Origin of the sequence: Bacillus cereus group sp. BfR-BA-01524, assembly GCF_022662595.1 — a bacterium.
GTDB classification, from domain to species: domain Bacteria; phylum Bacillota; class Bacilli; order Bacillales; family Bacillaceae_G; genus Bacillus_A; species Bacillus_A thuringiensis_S.
This window is the reverse complement of record NZ_JAKUDW010000049.1, coordinates 22,666-39,796: the sequence shown is the minus strand read 5'-3', so window position 1 is coordinate 39,796 and position 17,131 is coordinate 22,666. Positions and strand designations below refer to the sequence as shown.

Genomic DNA, 17,131 nt, shown 5'->3' with positions numbered 1-17,131 from the left:
CTACAAAATCTAAACGACCTGGAATCGTTCGTGTTAACTTGCCGGACAAAGATATAAAAAATATCGAATCGGCGTTTGGTAAGAAGTTCTATTATAGTACAAAAGGAAATGACATTCATACAACACTTGAGACACCAGTATTTGACTTAACAAATGCAAAGGATGCTAAGTTCGATTATAAGGCATTTTACGAACTTGAAGCGAAGTATGATTTCCTTGACGTATATGCGATTGCAGAAGATGGAACGAAGACACGCATTGATAGAATGGGCGAAAAAGATGTAAAAGGCGGCGCGGATACAACTGATGGTAAATGGGTTGATAAATCATACGATTTAAGCCAATTCAAAGGAAAAAAAGTAAAACTGCAATTTGAGTACTTAACAGATATTGCAGTAGCTTATAAAGGATTTGCGTTAGATAATGCAGCCTTAACTGTAGATGGAAAAGTTGTTTTCTCTGATGATGCAGAAGGTCAGCCAGCAATGACGTTAAAAGGCTTTACTGTGTCTAACGGATTTGAACAGAAAAAACATAATTACTATGTAGAGTGGAGAAATTACGCTGGTTCTGACACTGCGTTACAACATGCACGTGGCCCAGTATTTAATACAGGAATGGTTGTATGGTATGCGGATCAAAGCTTTACAGATAACTGGGTAGGCGTTCATCCAGGTGAAGGGTTCTTAGGAGTTGTAGATTCTCATCCAGAGGCAATTGTAGGGACATTAAACGGACAACCTACTGTGAAGAGCAGTACGCGTTATCAAATTGCCGATGCGGCATTCTCATTTGATCAAACGCCAGCATGGAAAGTAAATTCACCAACTCGCGGTATCTTTGATAATAAAGGATTACCAGGAGTGGCGAAATTTGATGATTCTAAGCAATACATCAACAGCATTATTCCTGATGCAGGACGTAAGTTACCAAAATTAGGACTGAAGTTTGAAGTGGTAGGCCAAGCTGAAGACAAGTCTGCAGGTGCAGTTTGGCTTCATCGATAAAATAAGGTAAAAAGAAGAGGAGCTGCCATAAGTCGGTGAAATTGACTTATGGTAGCTCTTTTCTTCTTGTGAAAAAACTCTCTGTTTTTTTATGTACTTATTGGAAAAATTCGAAGTTTCTTTGATATATAAAATGCTCCGTCTGTCCAATTATAGAAGCTATTTTGGACGTAAGAAATTTGTAAGTAATGAGTAAGAAAAAAGAGATTTTTATAGTATAAAATATTTATTATAGCTACTTTTAACACCTGATACTAATAGTGTGCTATAATATGAATTAGCAACAAAAAGGAAAGGAATTAGAACAATGACCTTAGAAAATACTAAAAATTTAAAAAAACAAGTTGCTCCTTTTGAAAAATCAACGATTAAAAAAAGTGTTTGGCAACTGATCAACACAATCGTGCCATTTATTATTTTATGGTACCTTGCTTATAAAAGTTTGTCAGTTTCTTATTGGTTAACATTAGTTCCAGCACTGTTAGCCGCTGGATTTATGACAAGGATTTTCATTATTTTTCATGATTGCACCCATTATTCGTTTTTTAAAAGTCGACGTGCAAATAGAATAGTTGGAACGTGTATGGGTGTTTTAACATTATTCCCATTTGATCAGTGGGGGCATGAGCATTCTATTCACCACGCTACGAGTGGTAATTTGGATAAAAGAGGTACAGGAGATATTTGGACGCTTACAGTAGATGAATATGTAGCAGCACCATTTAGACTCCGTTTAGCATATCGTTTATATCGCAATCCATTCGTTATGTTTGGGTTAGGCCCGATTTATGTTTTCCTGCTTAAAAATAGATTTAACCGAAAAGGTGCTAGAAAAAAAGAACGTATGAACACATATTTAACGAATATTTTAATCGTTGCTATTATAGGAATGCTTTGCTGGGCAATTGGATGGCAATCGTTTCTTTTAGTACATGGTTCTATATTTTTAATAGCAGGTTCAATAGGTATTTGGTTGTTTTACGTACAGCACACATTCGAGGATTCTTATTTTGAAGAAGATAAAGAGTGGGAATATGTGAAAGCGGCAGTGGAGGGAAGTTCTTTTTATAAACTTCCAAAAATTTTGCAATTTCTAACGGGTAATATTGGATTCCATCATGTTCACCATTTAAGTCCAAGAGTACCTAACTATAAATTAGAAGAGGCACACAACAATACGCTTCCTTTAAAAAATGTACCAACGATTACGCTTGCTACAAGCTTGCGTTCACTCCGTTTCCGTCTTTGGGATGAGAAAAGTAACAATTTTGTTAGCTTTAAAGATGTCAAAAATATAATTAAAAATAATGTTTCTGTTCGGGTGAAATCTGAACTATAATTGCATCGTATATAAAACTCTCCTTAATCATTTTCGATTTAAGGGGAGTTTTTGTTTAAAGAGTAGATGCCAGATAAGAAGAAAAATTAAATGATTTAAATTATAATTGAAGCAGATTAGAAAATTGCTTGTACGTAAGTACAAATATAAGTTGACAGTAAATACATTATGTTAACAAATGGAGTTGTCATTAATTTTCCGTTATGATAACTGTTCATAACGGAAAATTAATAGCAAAAGGGGGGAGTACACATGCCCATCAACTTAAAAATGAAAACAAAGTGTACTTTCTGTGTACACTTGTTTTTTCATACGCTCACGAAGTTGTTTTTCTGTTAATCGATACATAATCACCCGAGTGAATAGTTTTTTATCCTTTCCAAAATAAGCTTCTTTTATTTCATAGGACTGTCCTGGTTTTAAGGTATCCATGATGTGCTCTAAATCAACTTTGATGTACTGATATTGTTTTTTTATTGTTCCGTTTCGAAAGTATTCAGGAAATTCATTTTTGACATATATCCTATTGTTTAATTTGAGTCGCGGTATATAGTACACACCACGTTGATCCATTTTGAACAAATTATCCTTTTCCATACCGATCACACATCTTTTGTAGAGTGATAGTATCAGCATATCCCAGTTTAAGAGGTTACTTACAAAATATTTAGAATTTTTTGTGATAATCCTCCGAAATGTAATACGGACTTTAAATACTTTCATTTATAATTCTCTATTTGTCTATACTTTTCATATCGCTGTTGTATAAGCTCTTCCGAGGATAATAGTATCAATTTTTTTAGAGATGATTCGATTACAGATTCAATCATTTTTGCCTGTGATTGTATATCATTTTGTGCTCCACCTTTAATTTCAGGAATGATTTCATCAATAATTCCTAAATGTTTTAAATCTTTTGCTGAAATTTTCATATGTTCAGCAGCTTCTGGAGCATACTTAGCGTCCTTCCATAGGATAGATGCTGCTCCTTCTGGCGAAATTACCGAGTACCATGAATACTCTAACATATGGATATGGTTACCGACACTAATGCCAAGAGCTCCACCACTTGATGCCTCTCCAATTACAATACAAACAATTGGCACTTTAAGTGTAGTCATTTCAAATAGATTTCGAGCTATCGCTTCAGAAATTCCACGTTCTTCAGACCCTATCCCTGGATAGGCGCCTATTGTATCAATAAATGTAATAATAGGGCGATTAAATTTATCAGCTTGTTTCATAAGTCTTAGCGCTTTTCTATAACCTTCTGGATGTGCCATTCCAAAATTTCTTTCTATACTTTCCTTTGTATTTCTACCTCTTTGATGACCAATAACCGTAACGGGCATTCCTTTAAATTTTGCAATACCACCTATCATTGCTTTATCATCACCATATAATCGATCACCATGAAGTTCGAGAAAGTTTGTAAACAATAAAGGTATATAGTCCAATGTCGTGGGTCGGTTACGTAGCCTTGCAATTTGAACTCGTTGAAAAGGTGTAATATTAGAATAAATTTTATCTTGCATTTTATTTAAACGTTTTTCTAATTCATGAATTTCTGACGATAAATCTACATTATTTTCTTTCATAATTTTCTTTAATTCATCAAATTTCTCTTTTAATTCAATAATAGGACGTTCAAAATGCAAACTCATTTTATCCTCCAAATGTTATGACTTACCTCACTCTAATCAAAAGGCTTAGAAATAGAATCAATAAATAATTCAAAACCATCCACAACTATTTTTTGTTCTGATTCTGATAAATTATTGAGAATACTTTGATAAAATGTAATGGATTGCTCTCTTAAGCAATTAACAGTTATGTGACCTTTTTCTGTGAGGTGCAGAAAAAGTTCTCTTCTATTTTTTTCATTTACTTCACGATAAATAAGCCCCTTTTTTACTAATTTATCTACCAATCTACTTACAGTTGAAGTCTCTAATCTAAGTTTATTGGATAGTTGCCAAACAGTTAATTTTTCCACCTCTAGTTCTTCTAACGCCATCATTTGAGAAGTTGGTAAAGGTTTTTCAAATGGTCCATTGGGCAAATTTTGAGATTCAAAAACCCCAGTTATTATAATCATTTTCTTGATATCTTTTCTTAGTTTTAAGGCATCTTCTCTTTTCAAAAAGGTCACCCTCCTACAACTATTGTATCATACATCAATTGTATTATACATGAATATGATTTTTTCACAAGCTTAACGTAAGCCAATATTACAACATGGACGAGATATTTCTTCTTGTTAAAATGGTATAAGTGGATTGTTTTCTACAAATAGCAGAACATCAATTATGTATCAGGGGCCTTTATGGGGTACCGCTCATCGAAATCAAGCTAAGAAAATAAAACTACCTAAAAAACGAAATTTTGTGACAACTTGTGACGAAATTTCGTTTTTGGGGGGAATTCTAAATTCTTAAGTTGATGGGCATGGGGATAGTACAACATTATATCTAAAAATAAGAAAAGACTTGAACGGAGATTTCATTCATTTTTCTTGGTGTTCCGTATTCCATACACTTAAATAGGATGCATATTCTAATTCATCTGGATTCTCATGTAACATAGAAATGAATTCTAATTTATTTCCATCACAATCTAGAAAGTATACACTTGCAGCGGGCATCCACCTTTGGACAATTGGCTCTTGATTTCCTTTTCCTTGACTTCCTATCACTTTTATTCCACGTTCCTCTAACCACGCTTTAGAAGTCATTAAAGACTCTAAATTTACACCAAAAGCAAAATGTCTCGGCTCAAAGTCTTCGATATTATTTACTTCCCATAGTCCAAGCATTTGTTGTTTATTTTCTCCGACCCAAAAGAAAGCCACTCTTCTTTTGGAGAGTTTTCTTGCTAATGTTAATCCTAGCTTGTTTTGATAGAAATTTATTGCCTTTTCTAAATTTCTTACATGTAAATGAGTTTCGTATATGTTCTGTATTATTATGATCATTCCTTTCTTTATTGGTAACTACCAATTAAATAGTGAATGTAATTCTAAAGTTGAAATATGTATAAGCCTAGTAATGTACATCTATATCCGATATACCTATTTACTATTATATTGAAATTGGAATGTGATAAATCCCACTGAGGTAGTAAGTGTTTAAATGAACACTCTACTACTTTTGTAGGAGAGGGGATATATCTATTAAATTCAGATGAAATCATATTTAAATAATGAAAAACGCTATTCTTTTCGTAAGAATAGCGTTTTTTATGTTTTTAAGTTGGTGGCCATAGGGTAGAATTTGAAAAATGAGGATTTACAAAGCTAAGAAGTTTAACTCCACAAAAAAATCGATTTCCTGTGGAGTTAAAGGAATCGCCTTTTTTATTTACCTTGATGTATTAACGCAGCTGTTAACTTAATAGTAAATAAGTATAATCCACTATTTCTCCCAAAGTTCGATCAATCGACCTTCAGGATCCTTAATCCAAATAAACTTTCCAAATTCACTGATTTCTTCTTTCTTCTCAAGAGGTACACCAATATTCTCAAGATGCTTTATAGTCTCGTTTAGATTATGTACTTCGAAATTTAACATCACTTGTTGTTCTTTTGGAAAATAATTGTCATTCTCTGTAAAGAAAGAAAAGATGGTCTCATTTCCTAACTGGGGTTTAATCACAGTTCCATTCCAATCTTCTATATCAAGTTTCAACACTTCACTGTACCATTTTTTTATAACATCAAGATTCTTAGTTCTCCAAAATATTCCTCCAAAACCTTTTATCATCGTATCTAACTCCTGTCTGTCTTTAAATATATATTAAATATATCAAAACAAAACAGTAATAGTAAGCAGAATCATCAACTTATGAATAGTAAAAATAGTAATTGTTAGTATTATAGTATTTACTACATTAACACTTTCTACAACATCATTAGCAGAACTTGAAATTTTGGGAAAGGTATAGAAATGCTCATTTTTCAACCCAAAGTTCACCTGAGCAATCCAGAACTTAAAGTGTTATAAATAATTCTTTCAATAGTAGGGGGAAATGAGAGAAGGAACGATAAAAGACCACACATGAAGTGAAACGCCATGTGTGGTCTTTTATGTATCGTCAAATATTACGAAGTCTCGCTAATTTTACTTTCACTATGAGTGTTAGTAGATATTCTTTTCTTAACTTTAAAGTGATAGTAGGTATAGCAAAAGATGATAAATGGTACAGTGCAATAGATTCCAAGTCGTTGTTCTGGGATAAAAATAAGACTGATTAATATAATGCCATACAATCCAAAACCAAGAATTGGTACGAGTGGATAAAGTGGTGTTTTAAATTTTAAGTCTTCTAATTTTCCACCGTCTGCTAAATAATGTTTGCGGAAAAAGAATTGAGAAACACAAATTGACATCCAAACAATAATGGTAATGACTCCGGAAATTGAAATGAGCCATAAGTAAACCGTTTCAGCAGCTACTACGCTTGTCAAAAGAGAAAAAGCAGAAATAGCTATCGTCATGATTAAAGCGTTGAGAGGAATCCCACGTGATGATAATTTCTTTAAAAAGGCTGGAGCCATTTCGTTTTTTGATAAAGACCAAAGCATTCGAGTAGCAGCGTATAGTCCTGAGTTTGCAACAGAAAGAACAGCAGTAAGAATAACAAAGTTCATAATATCAGCTGCATATGGAATACCGATATTATCAAAAACAGCAACGAATGGGCTCTTTGTTAATCCAGCTTCTTCCCAAGGAATTAAAGCAACAAGAACAAAGATTGCTAAGACGAAGAAAAACATTGTGCGCCATATAATATTTCTAATAGAACGAGGTAAAGTTTTTGCTGGATCTTCACTTTCACCTGCTGCGATTCCAACAAGTTCTGTACCTTGGAAGGAATAGTTGACTGTAACCATTGTTAAAAGAATAGCGGCAAGTCCATTTGGGAATAAACCACCATGATTTACGAAATTTGATAATAGCGGAGCGGGTTCGTCACCTTTTAAATCAATAAAACCGAACATAGCGGCGCCGCCAAGAATAATGAAAGCGATAATGGCAGATACTTTTATACTTGAAAACCAAAATTCTGTTTCTGCATAACTACGAGCAGATAATGCGTTAATAGTGAAGATTGTAACGCCAAATATTAAACACCAAACCCAAACAGGAATATCAGGAAACCAGCGCTGCATTGTAATGCCGGCAGTTGTAAATTCAAGACCGGTCGTATTCGCCCAGCTTAACCAATACAACCATCCGATTGTAAAGCCAGTTGCAGGATTGATGAACTTAGTGGCATATTCCTGGAAAGAACCTGAAACAGGCATGGCTACAGCAAGTTCACCAAGACATAGCATAACGAAATACATTAATAATCCACCGGCCATAAAGGCAAGTACGGATCCGCCAGGTCCAGCTTGACTTATAATAAAGCCAGATCCGTTAAATAACCCCGTTCCAATCACACCACCGAGTGCAATCATGAATAAGTGTCTACTTTTCATCGTCCGTTTTAATTCATTGTTTGTATTGCTTACTTGCGCCATTGTTTTCCTCACTTTCATAGTTGATAGAATAAAGTTTGGTGTTTTTCCGTATTATGGAATGTATTCCGTGATGTGAAATCTTGTTATAATTTTCAGATAATTAAAAAGAAAAGTCAATATTTTTTTGTTTGCGTTTTCAATTCTTTGTTAGTGATATGTTTTTATTGTTAGAAAATTAAATAAATAGATTGATTTCATTTCGAATGTTTGCTAAATTGATAGTTAATTAAGCATACTAACATATTACGAGTAAAGTTGAGGCGAGTTATGGTACAGTCCATTGATCGAGCGATAAGTATTATTAAATTATTGAATTCTACAAATGAAAAAGAGTATTGGGCTATTTCTGATATAGCTGATGGAACACATCTCCCGGTTAGTACAGTACATAGATTACTTAACTCTTTAATGGAGCATGGGTTAGTTACACAAATTTCAGAGACAAAACAGTACAAAATTGGACCAATGTGGATGGAAATAGGGTTACGTCAATTGGAGAAGGTAGACTACAGATCTGTTGCAAGAGAAGTGATGAAACGTTTGGCTGCTGAAGTGGAGGAAAGTGTCTATTTAAATATTCCAAACGGAACACATTCTATTATCATTGAAAGAATTGATAGTCCTTTAAAAATTCGAGTTATCGATAATCTAGGGGAACAAATTCCACTTTCAATTGGTGCCGCAAATAAAACGATGCTTGCCAATATGAAAACGAATGAAATGGAACATATTGTAGAAAATTTACTTTCTTCATTACCAGAACAAAAGCAAATTCTTCTTAATCAAATAAAGCAAATAAAAAATGAAGGATATGCTGTCAGTTATGGTGAAAAAACAGAAGGGACAGCTTCAGTAGCTGCACCTATTATCGGATTTAATCATAAAGTAGTAGGAGCATTAAGTGTTGGGTTAATTAGTCATCGTATTAATGATGATCGACTATCTTTTCTTATTAGCAAGGTAAAACAAGCAGCTCATGAAATATCAATAAAAATCGGCAGTACATCAGAACTATAATTTTGATAGCTGTCGTCATTTTTTATTCATATAATGGAATTTGTTTTCATAATGCGGAAAAATAGGGGGATTTATATGTCAAAGTGGCAATCAAAAGAACAATTGATTCAATTATTAAGCAGTCTTGTTGAAATTCCTAGTATTACCGGTTCAGAAGCTGAAGTAATATTGCCAGACTTTGTTGTGGAACAATTATCTGAATTACAGTATTTCAAAGAAAACCCGCAGCATTTACAAAAAAATCCGACAGGGGACGGACGATATTTTGTTACAGCACTAGTAAAGAAAAGCGATAGTACAAAAAATACTGTAATTCTAGTAAGTCACTTTGATGTTGTAGATGTACAAGATTACGGAGTGTGGAAAGAAGATGCATTTAATCCTAAAAAGTTAACATCTATGTTTTATTCTCATAAAGATGAACTTCCAGACCATGTACGTGAAGATATAGAGCATGGAGAATGGCTGTTTGGTAGGGGAACAATGGATATGAAATGCGGCCTTGCATTACAAATGGCAATGATTGAACAAGCATGTGAAGGAAGATTCGATGGGAATGTTCTTTTATTGGCTGTACCAGATGAAGAAGTGAATTCTGTAGGGATGAGGGCCGCTGTTCCAAGACTGTTAGATTTAGCTAGAGAGCATAACTTAGATTATAAAACGGTCTTAAACTCAGAGCCTATGTTTTCAAGACATCCTGGTGACCAAAATAAGTATATTTACACTGGCTCTATTGGTAAAGTGTTACCTGGTTTTCTTTGCTATGGAAAAGAGACACATGTAGGTGAACCTTTTGCAGGCTTAAATGGGAGTTATATGGCTTCATTAATAACAGCAGAATTAGAGTTAAACACAGACCTTTGTGATATTGTAGAAGGTGAAGCGAGTCCTCCGCCAACTAACTTACTTCAAAGGGACTTAAAGGAGGATTATTCTGTACAAATTCCGCATCGTGCAGTTACATTATTTAATTTGTTTTTATTAGAAAAATCAATGACAGATGTAGTTTCATTATTACGTCAAAAAGTAACGAAAGTAGCAGAGAAAATAGAAGAGTCGTATGAAAAACATGCATATCGTTTTTCTAAATATAATCCATTTATACCACCTAATCTCAAAGTAAATGTATTAACTTATGAAGAGCTTATCACATATGCAATTGAGCAACATGGACAAGAAAAAATAAATCATATTCAATCTAATATTATAAAAAATAGAGAGGATAAAGATGATCGTGCGGTAACGATTGATTTAGTAGATAAATTAGCGATTTTATGTAAAGAAAAGGCACCGATGATTGTACTTTTCTTCGCTCCGCCGTACTATCCAGCTGTGAGTTCACGCAACAATCCTTTAATAAAAGAGGTAGTTGTAGAAATGGAAAAGTATGCACACTACAATCATAAGATTACATTTGAAAACCAAAATTATTTTGGGGGGATTTCAGATTTAAGCTATGTAGGCTTGCAGTATCCACTGGATTCAATGAGTTCGCTTGTAGACAATATGCCATTATGGGATAAAGGTTATTCAATTCCGCTTCAGGAATTAGAAGAGTTTGATGTTCCAGTATTAAATATGGGGCCGGTAGGAAAAGATGCACATCAATGGACAGAACGTCTAGATGTAAACTACGCATTTGAAACACTATTAGATATGTTACCGAAATGCATTGAAAAATTATTAGTTTCTAATAAAATTACACAATCATAGTAGGGAATAGGTAAGGGATAAAACAGAGCCTTTAAAGAAGATTCGAATTAAATTATTTTAATATAATTAAAAACCGAAACAGCCAAGCTCAATTATATATGAGTTTGGCCGTTTATCATGTAGTGAATTTTTAATTAAATTCATGTGAATTCATAGCTGACGTAATCTCTTTTATAGTTTTACTTTTTAGTTTGACCAGATAGTTCAACAGACTTTTGCGTACAACGTTGCATAGCTGAAATAATCGCTGTTCGTAATCCTTTTTCCTCTAATGTCGCTACAGCTTCTATTGTCGTTCCGCCAGGAGAACAAACCATATCTTTCAATTCACCTGGATGTATTCCTGTTTCTAGTACCATTTTTGCAGAGCCTAACACAGCTTGAGCAGCGAATTTATATGCTTGATTTCTTGGCATACCATCTAGTACAGCAGCATCTGCCATCGCTTCTATAATCATATATACATAAGCTGGTGAAGAACCACTTACGGATGTGACAACATCCATTAATTTTTCACTTACGATCTCTGTTTGACCAAAACTATTGAAAATGTTTAGTACATCTTCTAAATCTTTTTCTGTCACCATTTCATTAGGGCATAATGCAGACATTCCTTCTCCAACAAGAGCAGGAGTATTAGGCATTACTCTTACAACCTTTAATTTTTGATTAAAGGCATTTTCAGTACTTTCAATACTTTTCCCAGCAGCGATCGTAATGATGATAGCATCGTTTTTGATTACTTCTTTTATTTCATTAATTATTGATGCGTATAGGTCTGGTTTAATTGATAAAATTAAAATATCAGCATTTTTAGCTACTTTATTGTTGTCGGTAGTTGTAGTTAGCCCATATTTTTCACTAGCATTTTTTAAATTAGCAGTGTTTAAATCTGAACAAATAATATGATTTGAAGACACTATATTTTTGTTTATCATTCCGCCAATCATAGCCATTCCCATATTTCCGCAACCGATGAATCCAATTTGTTTATCCATAATAACTCAATCTTGCTCCTTTTATAATCAATTATATCGGTTTGATATTATTATCTTAGAATAAGAATAACATCCCTGTGCAATATAAAGAAACATTCTAAGAGAATATATTCCTTTTTGCAACACTAAAAGATAAAAATTAATTATATTCGACATTATGTAAATATATACACTATAATTTAAGTTTTTATGTTTATGAATATGAGTTAAACTTATATCAATTTGTATTTTCATTCAGTAGGGCAATAATTTCATACAAGTAACTTGTGGCTCTATTTATTTTTAAAAATATCTCTTGACACCGAATCGAACTATATCGCATAATATAAAAAAATTAGATCGAAAATCGTTGAAGGGAATTAGTACATATGTCTTCTTGCGAAAGAGAGTGGAATTCACCGGCTGAAAGATTCCTCGTATAGAATGTATCGAACCTATCCCTGAGTCTTAAATGAAAGTTTAGGCGTTCGCCTGCGTTATGGGCACCAAGTGGATATCTATGTATATCAATTAAGGTGGTACCGCGGAACAATGACCGTTTCGTCCTTTTTATTTTATTAAGGGCGAAGCGGTCATTTTTATTTTGCTCTTAAATACTTCAGTACTGCATTGATGAGAATAGATATAGTTGCAAAGTGGATGAAGTGTAAATTATAAAAACTTTGATTTTAGACTTGGGGGATAAAAAAGTGAAAAAACAACGAATTGTTGTAAAGATTGGAAGTAGTTCCTTGGCAGATAGTCATGGAGGCATCTCTACAGAACAGCTTTCAGATCACGTTGCCGCATTGGCTCGGTTGAAAGAAGATGGGCACGAGGTTGTGTTAATTACATCTGGAGCCGTCGCTGCAGGTTTTTCAGCGCTAGGATATCCTAGCAGACCTGTAACGATTAAAGGGAAACAGGCTGCAGCAGCTGTCGGGCAAAGTTTGTTAATGCAGGCGTACACGGAGGAATTCCGTAAATATGGCATCGTTACTGCGCAACTTTTACTGACGAGAAGTGATTTTTCTAGAAAAGAACAATATAGTAATGCTTACGCTACTTTAGGAGAGTTACTAAACCGCTCCGCTCTGCCAATCATTAATGAAAATGATTCCATCTCTTTAGAGGAGCTGACGTTCGGTGATAATGATATGCTGTCAGCTTTAGTAAGCGGGCTTGTTTCGGCGGATATGCTTATGATCTTTACGGATGTGAACGGGTTATATGACAAAAATCCTCAGAAAAATGCGGATGCAAAAAAATATTATTTTCTTCCTGAAGTTACGGAAGAAATTTCTTCTCTTGCAGGAGATGCTGGCTCAAAACTTGGGACTGGCGGTATGAAATCAAAAATCGATGCTGCAAAGACAGCACTCTCTCTTGGTGTGAGTGTATTTATCGGAACAGGACGTGGACAGGAAAAGTTTATAGATGTTTTGAAGGGTAAGGGGGATGGAACGTATGTCGGCTATGCTCCTCAAAAAGAAATGAAGATGAACAAGCAATGGATTGCCTTGCATTCGCTTGTTAGCGGACAAATTGAAGTAGATGCTGGGGCGGCAACTGCCATCATTCAGCATGGAAAGAGTTTACTTCCAGCTGGTGTTACGAATGTATCAGGATTTTTCCAAGTGGGTGAAGTGGTAGAGGTTGTAACGCAACAAGGGCGCGTAATAGGAAAAGGACAATGCACATATAGTGCAGAGGAACTAAGAGATGTAAAAGGTATGCAAAGCCAAGATATTCAGTCAAGAGGCAAGAGACATAGTTATGAAGTCATCCATAGGGATCATTGGGTTTCACTTTAAAAAGGAGGAAATAAAAATGAATGAAGTGTTGGCAAAGGGGATAAAAGCAAAAGAGGTTGCTAGAGAACTTGTGCTTAAAACTACAGGTCAAAAAAATGAAGCACTTGCTGCAATTGCTAATCAGTTAATAGTAGAAACAGCTTATATTTTAGAAGAAAACAAACGGGATATTGAAGAAGGTAAGGAGAAAGGATTTTCCGATTCTCTCCTTGATCGTCTTATGCTAAATGAACAGCGCATTCTTGATATGGCTGAAGGTATTAAGCAGTTAATTGATTTACGTGATCCTGTTGGAGAATGTGTAAGTGCATGGGAACGACCAAATGGACTATCTATTCAGGAGATGCGCGTACCACTTGGTGTTGTCGGAATGATATACGAGGCGAGGCCGAATGTGACAGTAGATGCTGCTACAATTTGTTTAAAAACAGGAAACGCAGTAATACTGCGTGGTAGTTCTTCTGCTATCCATTCTAACAAAGCCATCGTTAGCGTGATTCACCGTGCGCTTAAGCAAACTAGCTTGTCTTCAGAAAGTGTACAGCTCATAGAAGATACAACGAGAGATAGTGCAAAACAGTTGTTTACATTGAACGAGTACTTGGATGTTCTTATACCAAGAGGCGGTAAACAATTAATTGATACAGTAGTGAGAGAAGCGTCTGTTCCAGTACTTGAAACAGGTGCGGGAAATTGTCATATATTCATTGATGAAACAGCAGATAAACAAATGGCGTTTAATATTATTATTAATGCAAAAACACAGCGTCCATCTGTATGTAATGCAATTGAGACGATTGTACTTCATGAGAATTGGGCAGAGCAATATGGTAGCGAGTTGTTTTCTTCATTGAAGGAAAGAGGAGTGGAGCTACGTGGTGATAATAAAGCAGTGGCGATTGATCCTTCTATCTTACTTGCGACAGAAGAAGACTGGGAAACAGAGTTTTTATCTCTCACACTAGCAGTGAAAGTGGTTTCCACTGTTGAAGAAGCGATTCATCATATAAATACGTATGGATCTATGCATTCTGAAGCGATTATTACTGAAAACGAGGAAAATGTCAGCAAATTTTTCACCTCTGTAGATGCCGCGGCACTTTATCATAATGCATCGACTCGTTTTACAGATGGATCCGAATTTGGATTCGGAGCGGAAATTGGTATTAGTACGCAAAAGTTACACGTAAGAGGACCAATGGGGCTTCCGGCATTAACTTCCACAAAATATGTAATTCGTGGAAATGGACAAATTCGAAAATAATAATAAAAGACACTCAATTGGCTTGGGTGTCTTTTATTTTAATAATTATTTACCATACAAATAGCCCAACGAGCATAGCACTTAATAAAGAAACAGCCATCCCGCTTACAAGAAGCTTCCAAACATTTTTACCGATGACTGATGATTTTTCTCCGCCAAATAATGAATTGTAAGTTCCGTAAATCATACCTACTGTACTAAAGTTAGCAAAAGAAGCTAGAAATGTTGTTGCAACCGCAACCGTATGCGGTTGTAGCGACTTTAAGTTTGATTTTAAATCCATCATTGCAACAAATTCATTCGTCGTTATTTTGATCCCCATTAGTTCAGCTACATACATAGCATCACTGCCTGATAAACCAAGTAAAAATGCAAAAGGACTAAAGATAATGGAGAAGATTTTTTGAATTGTTAACCCCGTTACAAAAAAGCCTAAAATCCCATTTAAACATGCTGTTAAAGCTACATATCCAATTACCATGGCTAAAATAACGATAACCATATTCATTCCAACTAACATACTGTTTGAAATAGTAGAAAAGAAATCCTTTTTTTCATGCTTTGAAGGTGTATATACGACATCTTCTTCTTTCGTAACTTCTACAGGGTTTAAAACATTGGCTAAAATTAATGCATTGATACAATTTAAAGGTATGGCACTGAAAATATACGTTGCTGGAACCATTGATAAATAAGCGCCAAGAATGGATCCGCTAACGCTACTCATACTCATAATTCCAAAAGTCAACAAACGATTTTCTTTTAAAACAGATAATTGATCACGAACAACTGCAAGTGCTTCGGTGTTCCCTAAAAACATCATTTGAATGGAAAAGAAACTTTCTAACTTTGGCAAACGAGAAATCTTTGAAATAACTGCACCTACTTTATCAATAATCCAAGTTAAGATTCCGAAATAAGATAGAATATCGAAAAAAGTAATAACAAAAATGATAGGAAGTAATGCACTAAAGAAGAAATCAATGTGTGGACTGTCCATAGCGGAAGGAAATGCAAAGCGAATACCTTCGTTCGCGCATGCCAGTAGCCAACTGAAAAATGACGCAATTTTATTAATGATAATACTGCCGAGTTTCGTGCCTAACATAAACCACGTAATAAAAAGCTCCAATATGATGAGAATTACAATTGGTCTCCATTTTATATGTTTTTTATTAGGCGAACATAAGAAAACGATTAATATGACAACGAAAATCCCTAACATATTTAATATGAAATGCATGTCAACCACTCCTTGAGCTTTATTATTTGTATATAAAAAAGCTCTTATTCTTCTTAATTTAGAATGAATGTGGTTTAATTTATATTTTTGTAAATTCCAAAAATATAGAAGGATAAATTCGATAAAAATAGAATTTAATACATAGCAAACAAGGAGGAGATAAAAATGGAGGTCTATCACATAAAGAGTAAAAAGAGGGAAACATACAACGTTCAGGTGAAATATTCGATACTTTTCGAATGTGCACTTGGCATTGCAGCAATTACTCATAAAAGGTTAATTGATACTCTTGAAAAGACTGAAAGTGAATGGAAAGGAATTAGACAATCATTAACAGATGAGATGGAAGAACACTTGCAGTTTGTAGAAGAACATAATACGTGGAAAGCATTGCTTCAGTTATTGTATGAAGAGGATTTTCAAGATTTATCGCAGTTTAATTTTAAAATTGATTTACTTTCAGAAGAAGATTTGAAATTTATATGTTTACCGTTTTTAGGGGAGAAGTATGAAGAGAAAAGACGTTTAGCCGCAAGTAGAGATGTAACTGCAATACATGAACTAAAGGAATTAACGCAGGATCATACGTTTTTTTCTACTTATATTAGCTTTATATGTGATGTAGATGTACAAGTGCTGAAATCTCATTTAATCACTGTAATGACAGGTTGGTATGAGAGCATAATTAAGAAAGAGGAAGAAGAAATACTTTCTATATTAAAACGAGATTATGAAGCAAAAAATGAAATGAATAAAAAGATGAAACCGGAAGAGTTTGTCGAGTGGGCGACTGGCGGAGTGAACTATATGCCAGAGCCAAGTGTTCATCACGTACTTCTTATTCCGCAAATGACGTACAGACCGTGGAATATTGAAGCAGATATTGAAGATACGAAAGTATTTCATTATCCAGTTGCGAATGAAAGCATTCATCCCGAAGATCCGTATGAGCCGAATTATTTTTTAGTTCAAAAACATAAGGCTCTTGGGGATGAGGCGAGATTGCGAATTATAAAAATGTTGTTTGAAAAAGAACGTACATTACAGGAAATAACGGAAAGATTGCAGCTTGGTAAATCGACAGTACACCATCATTTGAAATTGTTACGTGCAGCGAAGTTAGTTGATATACATGACGGAAAGTATGTATTAAGGAAGAAAGCAGTGCAGTCGTTAGCGAAAGAATTAGATGTATTTTTAAATAGATAATTTACAACGAGAATGTACATA

The 17,131-nt window shown here is 34.5% G+C and carries 14 protein-coding genes, 1 pseudogene and 1 other annotated feature; of the genes and pseudogenes, 7 read left to right on the top strand and 8 right to left on the bottom strand.

The annotated features are described in order from the left end of the window. A partial coding sequence (locus MR170_RS18095; protein WP_242308829.1) for a choice-of-anchor J domain-containing protein occupies positions 1-1,007 on the top strand: 1,007 nt, incomplete at its 5' end. A gap of 307 nt (positions 1,008-1,314) precedes the next feature. Beyond that, entirely contained in the window at positions 1,315-2,346 is a 1,032-nt protein-coding gene (gene desA / locus MR170_RS18090) for a Delta(5) desaturase DesA (protein WP_000171497.1), read from the top strand. A gap of 285 nt (positions 2,347-2,631) precedes the next feature. Here the strand turns inward: desA and MR170_RS18085 are convergent. From MR170_RS18085 to MR170_RS18060, 6 genes and pseudogenes are all read right to left on the bottom strand, one after another. Then, positions 2,632-2,934, bottom strand: a pseudogene (locus tag MR170_RS18085) (IS4 family transposase); the annotation flags it as partial. A 131-nt stretch (positions 2,935-3,065) separates the two neighbouring features. Then, entirely contained in the window at positions 3,066-4,010 is a 945-nt protein-coding gene (locus MR170_RS18080; protein WP_000052088.1) for an acetyl-CoA carboxylase carboxyltransferase subunit alpha, read from the bottom strand. A 32-nt stretch (positions 4,011-4,042) separates the two neighbouring features. Beyond that, positions 4,043-4,489 carry a MarR family winged helix-turn-helix transcriptional regulator gene (locus MR170_RS18075; RefSeq protein WP_000817653.1) on the bottom strand — a complete coding sequence of 149 codons (447 nt, stop codon included), beginning with the start codon at positions 4,487-4,489 and terminating at the stop codon, positions 4,043-4,045. A gap of 363 nt (positions 4,490-4,852) precedes the next feature. Continuing rightward, on the bottom strand, positions 4,853-5,311 hold the full coding sequence (locus MR170_RS18070; protein WP_242308831.1) for a VOC family protein: 459 nt from the start codon (positions 5,309-5,311) through the stop codon (positions 4,853-4,855). A 448-nt stretch (positions 5,312-5,759) separates the two neighbouring features. Then, positions 5,760-6,107 (bottom strand): VOC family protein, encoded by a 348-nt coding sequence (locus MR170_RS18065; protein ID WP_016081144.1) that lies wholly within the window; start codon positions 6,105-6,107, stop codon positions 5,760-5,762. 338 nt (positions 6,108-6,445) lie between these two features. Beyond that, on the bottom strand, positions 6,446-7,870 hold the full coding sequence (locus MR170_RS18060) for an amino acid permease (protein WP_016081145.1): 1,425 nt from the start codon (positions 7,868-7,870) through the stop codon (positions 6,446-6,448). 267 nt (positions 7,871-8,137) lie between these two features. Here MR170_RS18060 and MR170_RS18055 point away from each other — a divergent pair, with 267 nt between their 5' ends. Both MR170_RS18055 and MR170_RS18050 read left to right on the top strand, forming a co-directional pair. Next, a complete protein-coding gene (locus MR170_RS18055; RefSeq protein WP_000250751.1) occupies positions 8,138-8,887 on the top strand; it encodes an IclR family transcriptional regulator in 750 nt (249 codons plus the stop codon). Between the two features lie 51 nt (positions 8,888-8,938). Next, positions 8,939-10,603 carry a M20/M25/M40 family metallo-hydrolase gene (locus tag MR170_RS18050; protein WP_152530539.1) on the top strand — a complete coding sequence of 555 codons (1,665 nt, stop codon included), beginning with the start codon at positions 8,939-8,941 and terminating at the stop codon, positions 10,601-10,603. 179 nt (positions 10,604-10,782) lie between these two features. Here MR170_RS18050 and proC read toward each other — a convergent pair whose 3' ends face one another. Beyond that, positions 10,783-11,601 (bottom strand): pyrroline-5-carboxylate reductase, encoded by an 819-nt coding sequence (proC, locus tag MR170_RS18045; RefSeq protein ID WP_043936193.1) that lies wholly within the window; start codon positions 11,599-11,601, stop codon positions 10,783-10,785. Between the two features lie 340 nt (positions 11,602-11,941). Further along, positions 11,942-12,152, top strand: a binding site (T-box leader). A 138-nt stretch (positions 12,153-12,290) separates the two neighbouring features. Between proC and proB the strand changes: the two genes are divergently transcribed. Beyond that, positions 12,291-13,394, top strand: coding sequence for a glutamate 5-kinase (gene proB, locus MR170_RS18040; protein WP_016081148.1), 1,104 nt, complete (start codon positions 12,291-12,293; stop codon positions 13,392-13,394). A 16-nt stretch (positions 13,395-13,410) separates the two neighbouring features. Further along, positions 13,411-14,658 carry a glutamate-5-semialdehyde dehydrogenase gene (locus tag MR170_RS18035; RefSeq protein ID WP_043936188.1) on the top strand — a complete coding sequence of 416 codons (1,248 nt, stop codon included), beginning with the start codon at positions 13,411-13,413 and terminating at the stop codon, positions 14,656-14,658. A 49-nt stretch (positions 14,659-14,707) separates the two neighbouring features. Here MR170_RS18035 and MR170_RS18030 read toward each other — a convergent pair whose 3' ends face one another. After that, a complete protein-coding gene (locus MR170_RS18030) occupies positions 14,708-15,901 on the bottom strand; it encodes a NupC/NupG family nucleoside CNT transporter (protein ID WP_016081150.1) in 1,194 nt (397 codons plus the stop codon). Positions 15,902-16,066: 165 nt separating this feature from the next. Here MR170_RS18030 and MR170_RS18025 point away from each other — a divergent pair, with 165 nt between their 5' ends. Beyond that, a complete protein-coding gene (locus MR170_RS18025) occupies positions 16,067-17,110 on the top strand; it encodes an ArsR/SmtB family transcription factor (RefSeq protein WP_242308828.1) in 1,044 nt (347 codons plus the stop codon). The last annotated feature ends 21 nt before the right edge of the window (positions 17,111-17,131 follow it).

Bases quoted from the DNA above. Each gene is read 5' to 3' on its own strand.
- desA (WP_000171497.1), top strand. From the start codon at position 1,315: ATGACCTTAGAAAATACTAAAAATTTAAAAAAACAAGTTGCTCCTTTT.
- MR170_RS18080 (WP_000052088.1), bottom strand. From the start codon at position 4,010: ATGAGTTTGCATTTTGAACGTCCTATTATTGAATTAAAAGAGAAATTT.
- MR170_RS18065 (WP_016081144.1), bottom strand. From the start codon at position 6,107: ATGATAAAAGGTTTTGGAGGAATATTTTGGAGAACTAAGAATCTTGAT.
- MR170_RS18060 (WP_016081145.1), bottom strand. From the start codon at position 7,870: ATGGCGCAAGTAAGCAATACAAACAATGAATTAAAACGGACGATGAAA.
- MR170_RS18055 (WP_000250751.1), top strand. From the start codon at position 8,138: ATGGTACAGTCCATTGATCGAGCGATAAGTATTATTAAATTATTGAAT.
- MR170_RS18050 (WP_152530539.1), top strand. From the start codon at position 8,939: ATGCGGAAAAATAGGGGGATTTATATGTCAAAGTGGCAATCAAAAGAA.
- proC (WP_043936193.1), bottom strand. From the start codon at position 11,601: ATGGATAAACAAATTGGATTCATCGGTTGCGGAAATATGGGAATGGCT.
- MR170_RS18035 (WP_043936188.1), top strand. From the start codon at position 13,411: ATGAATGAAGTGTTGGCAAAGGGGATAAAAGCAAAAGAGGTTGCTAGA.
- MR170_RS18030 (WP_016081150.1), bottom strand. From the start codon at position 15,901: ATGCATTTCATATTAAATATGTTAGGGATTTTCGTTGTCATATTAATC.
- MR170_RS18025 (WP_242308828.1), top strand. From the start codon at position 16,067: ATGGAGGTCTATCACATAAAGAGTAAAAAGAGGGAAACATACAACGTT.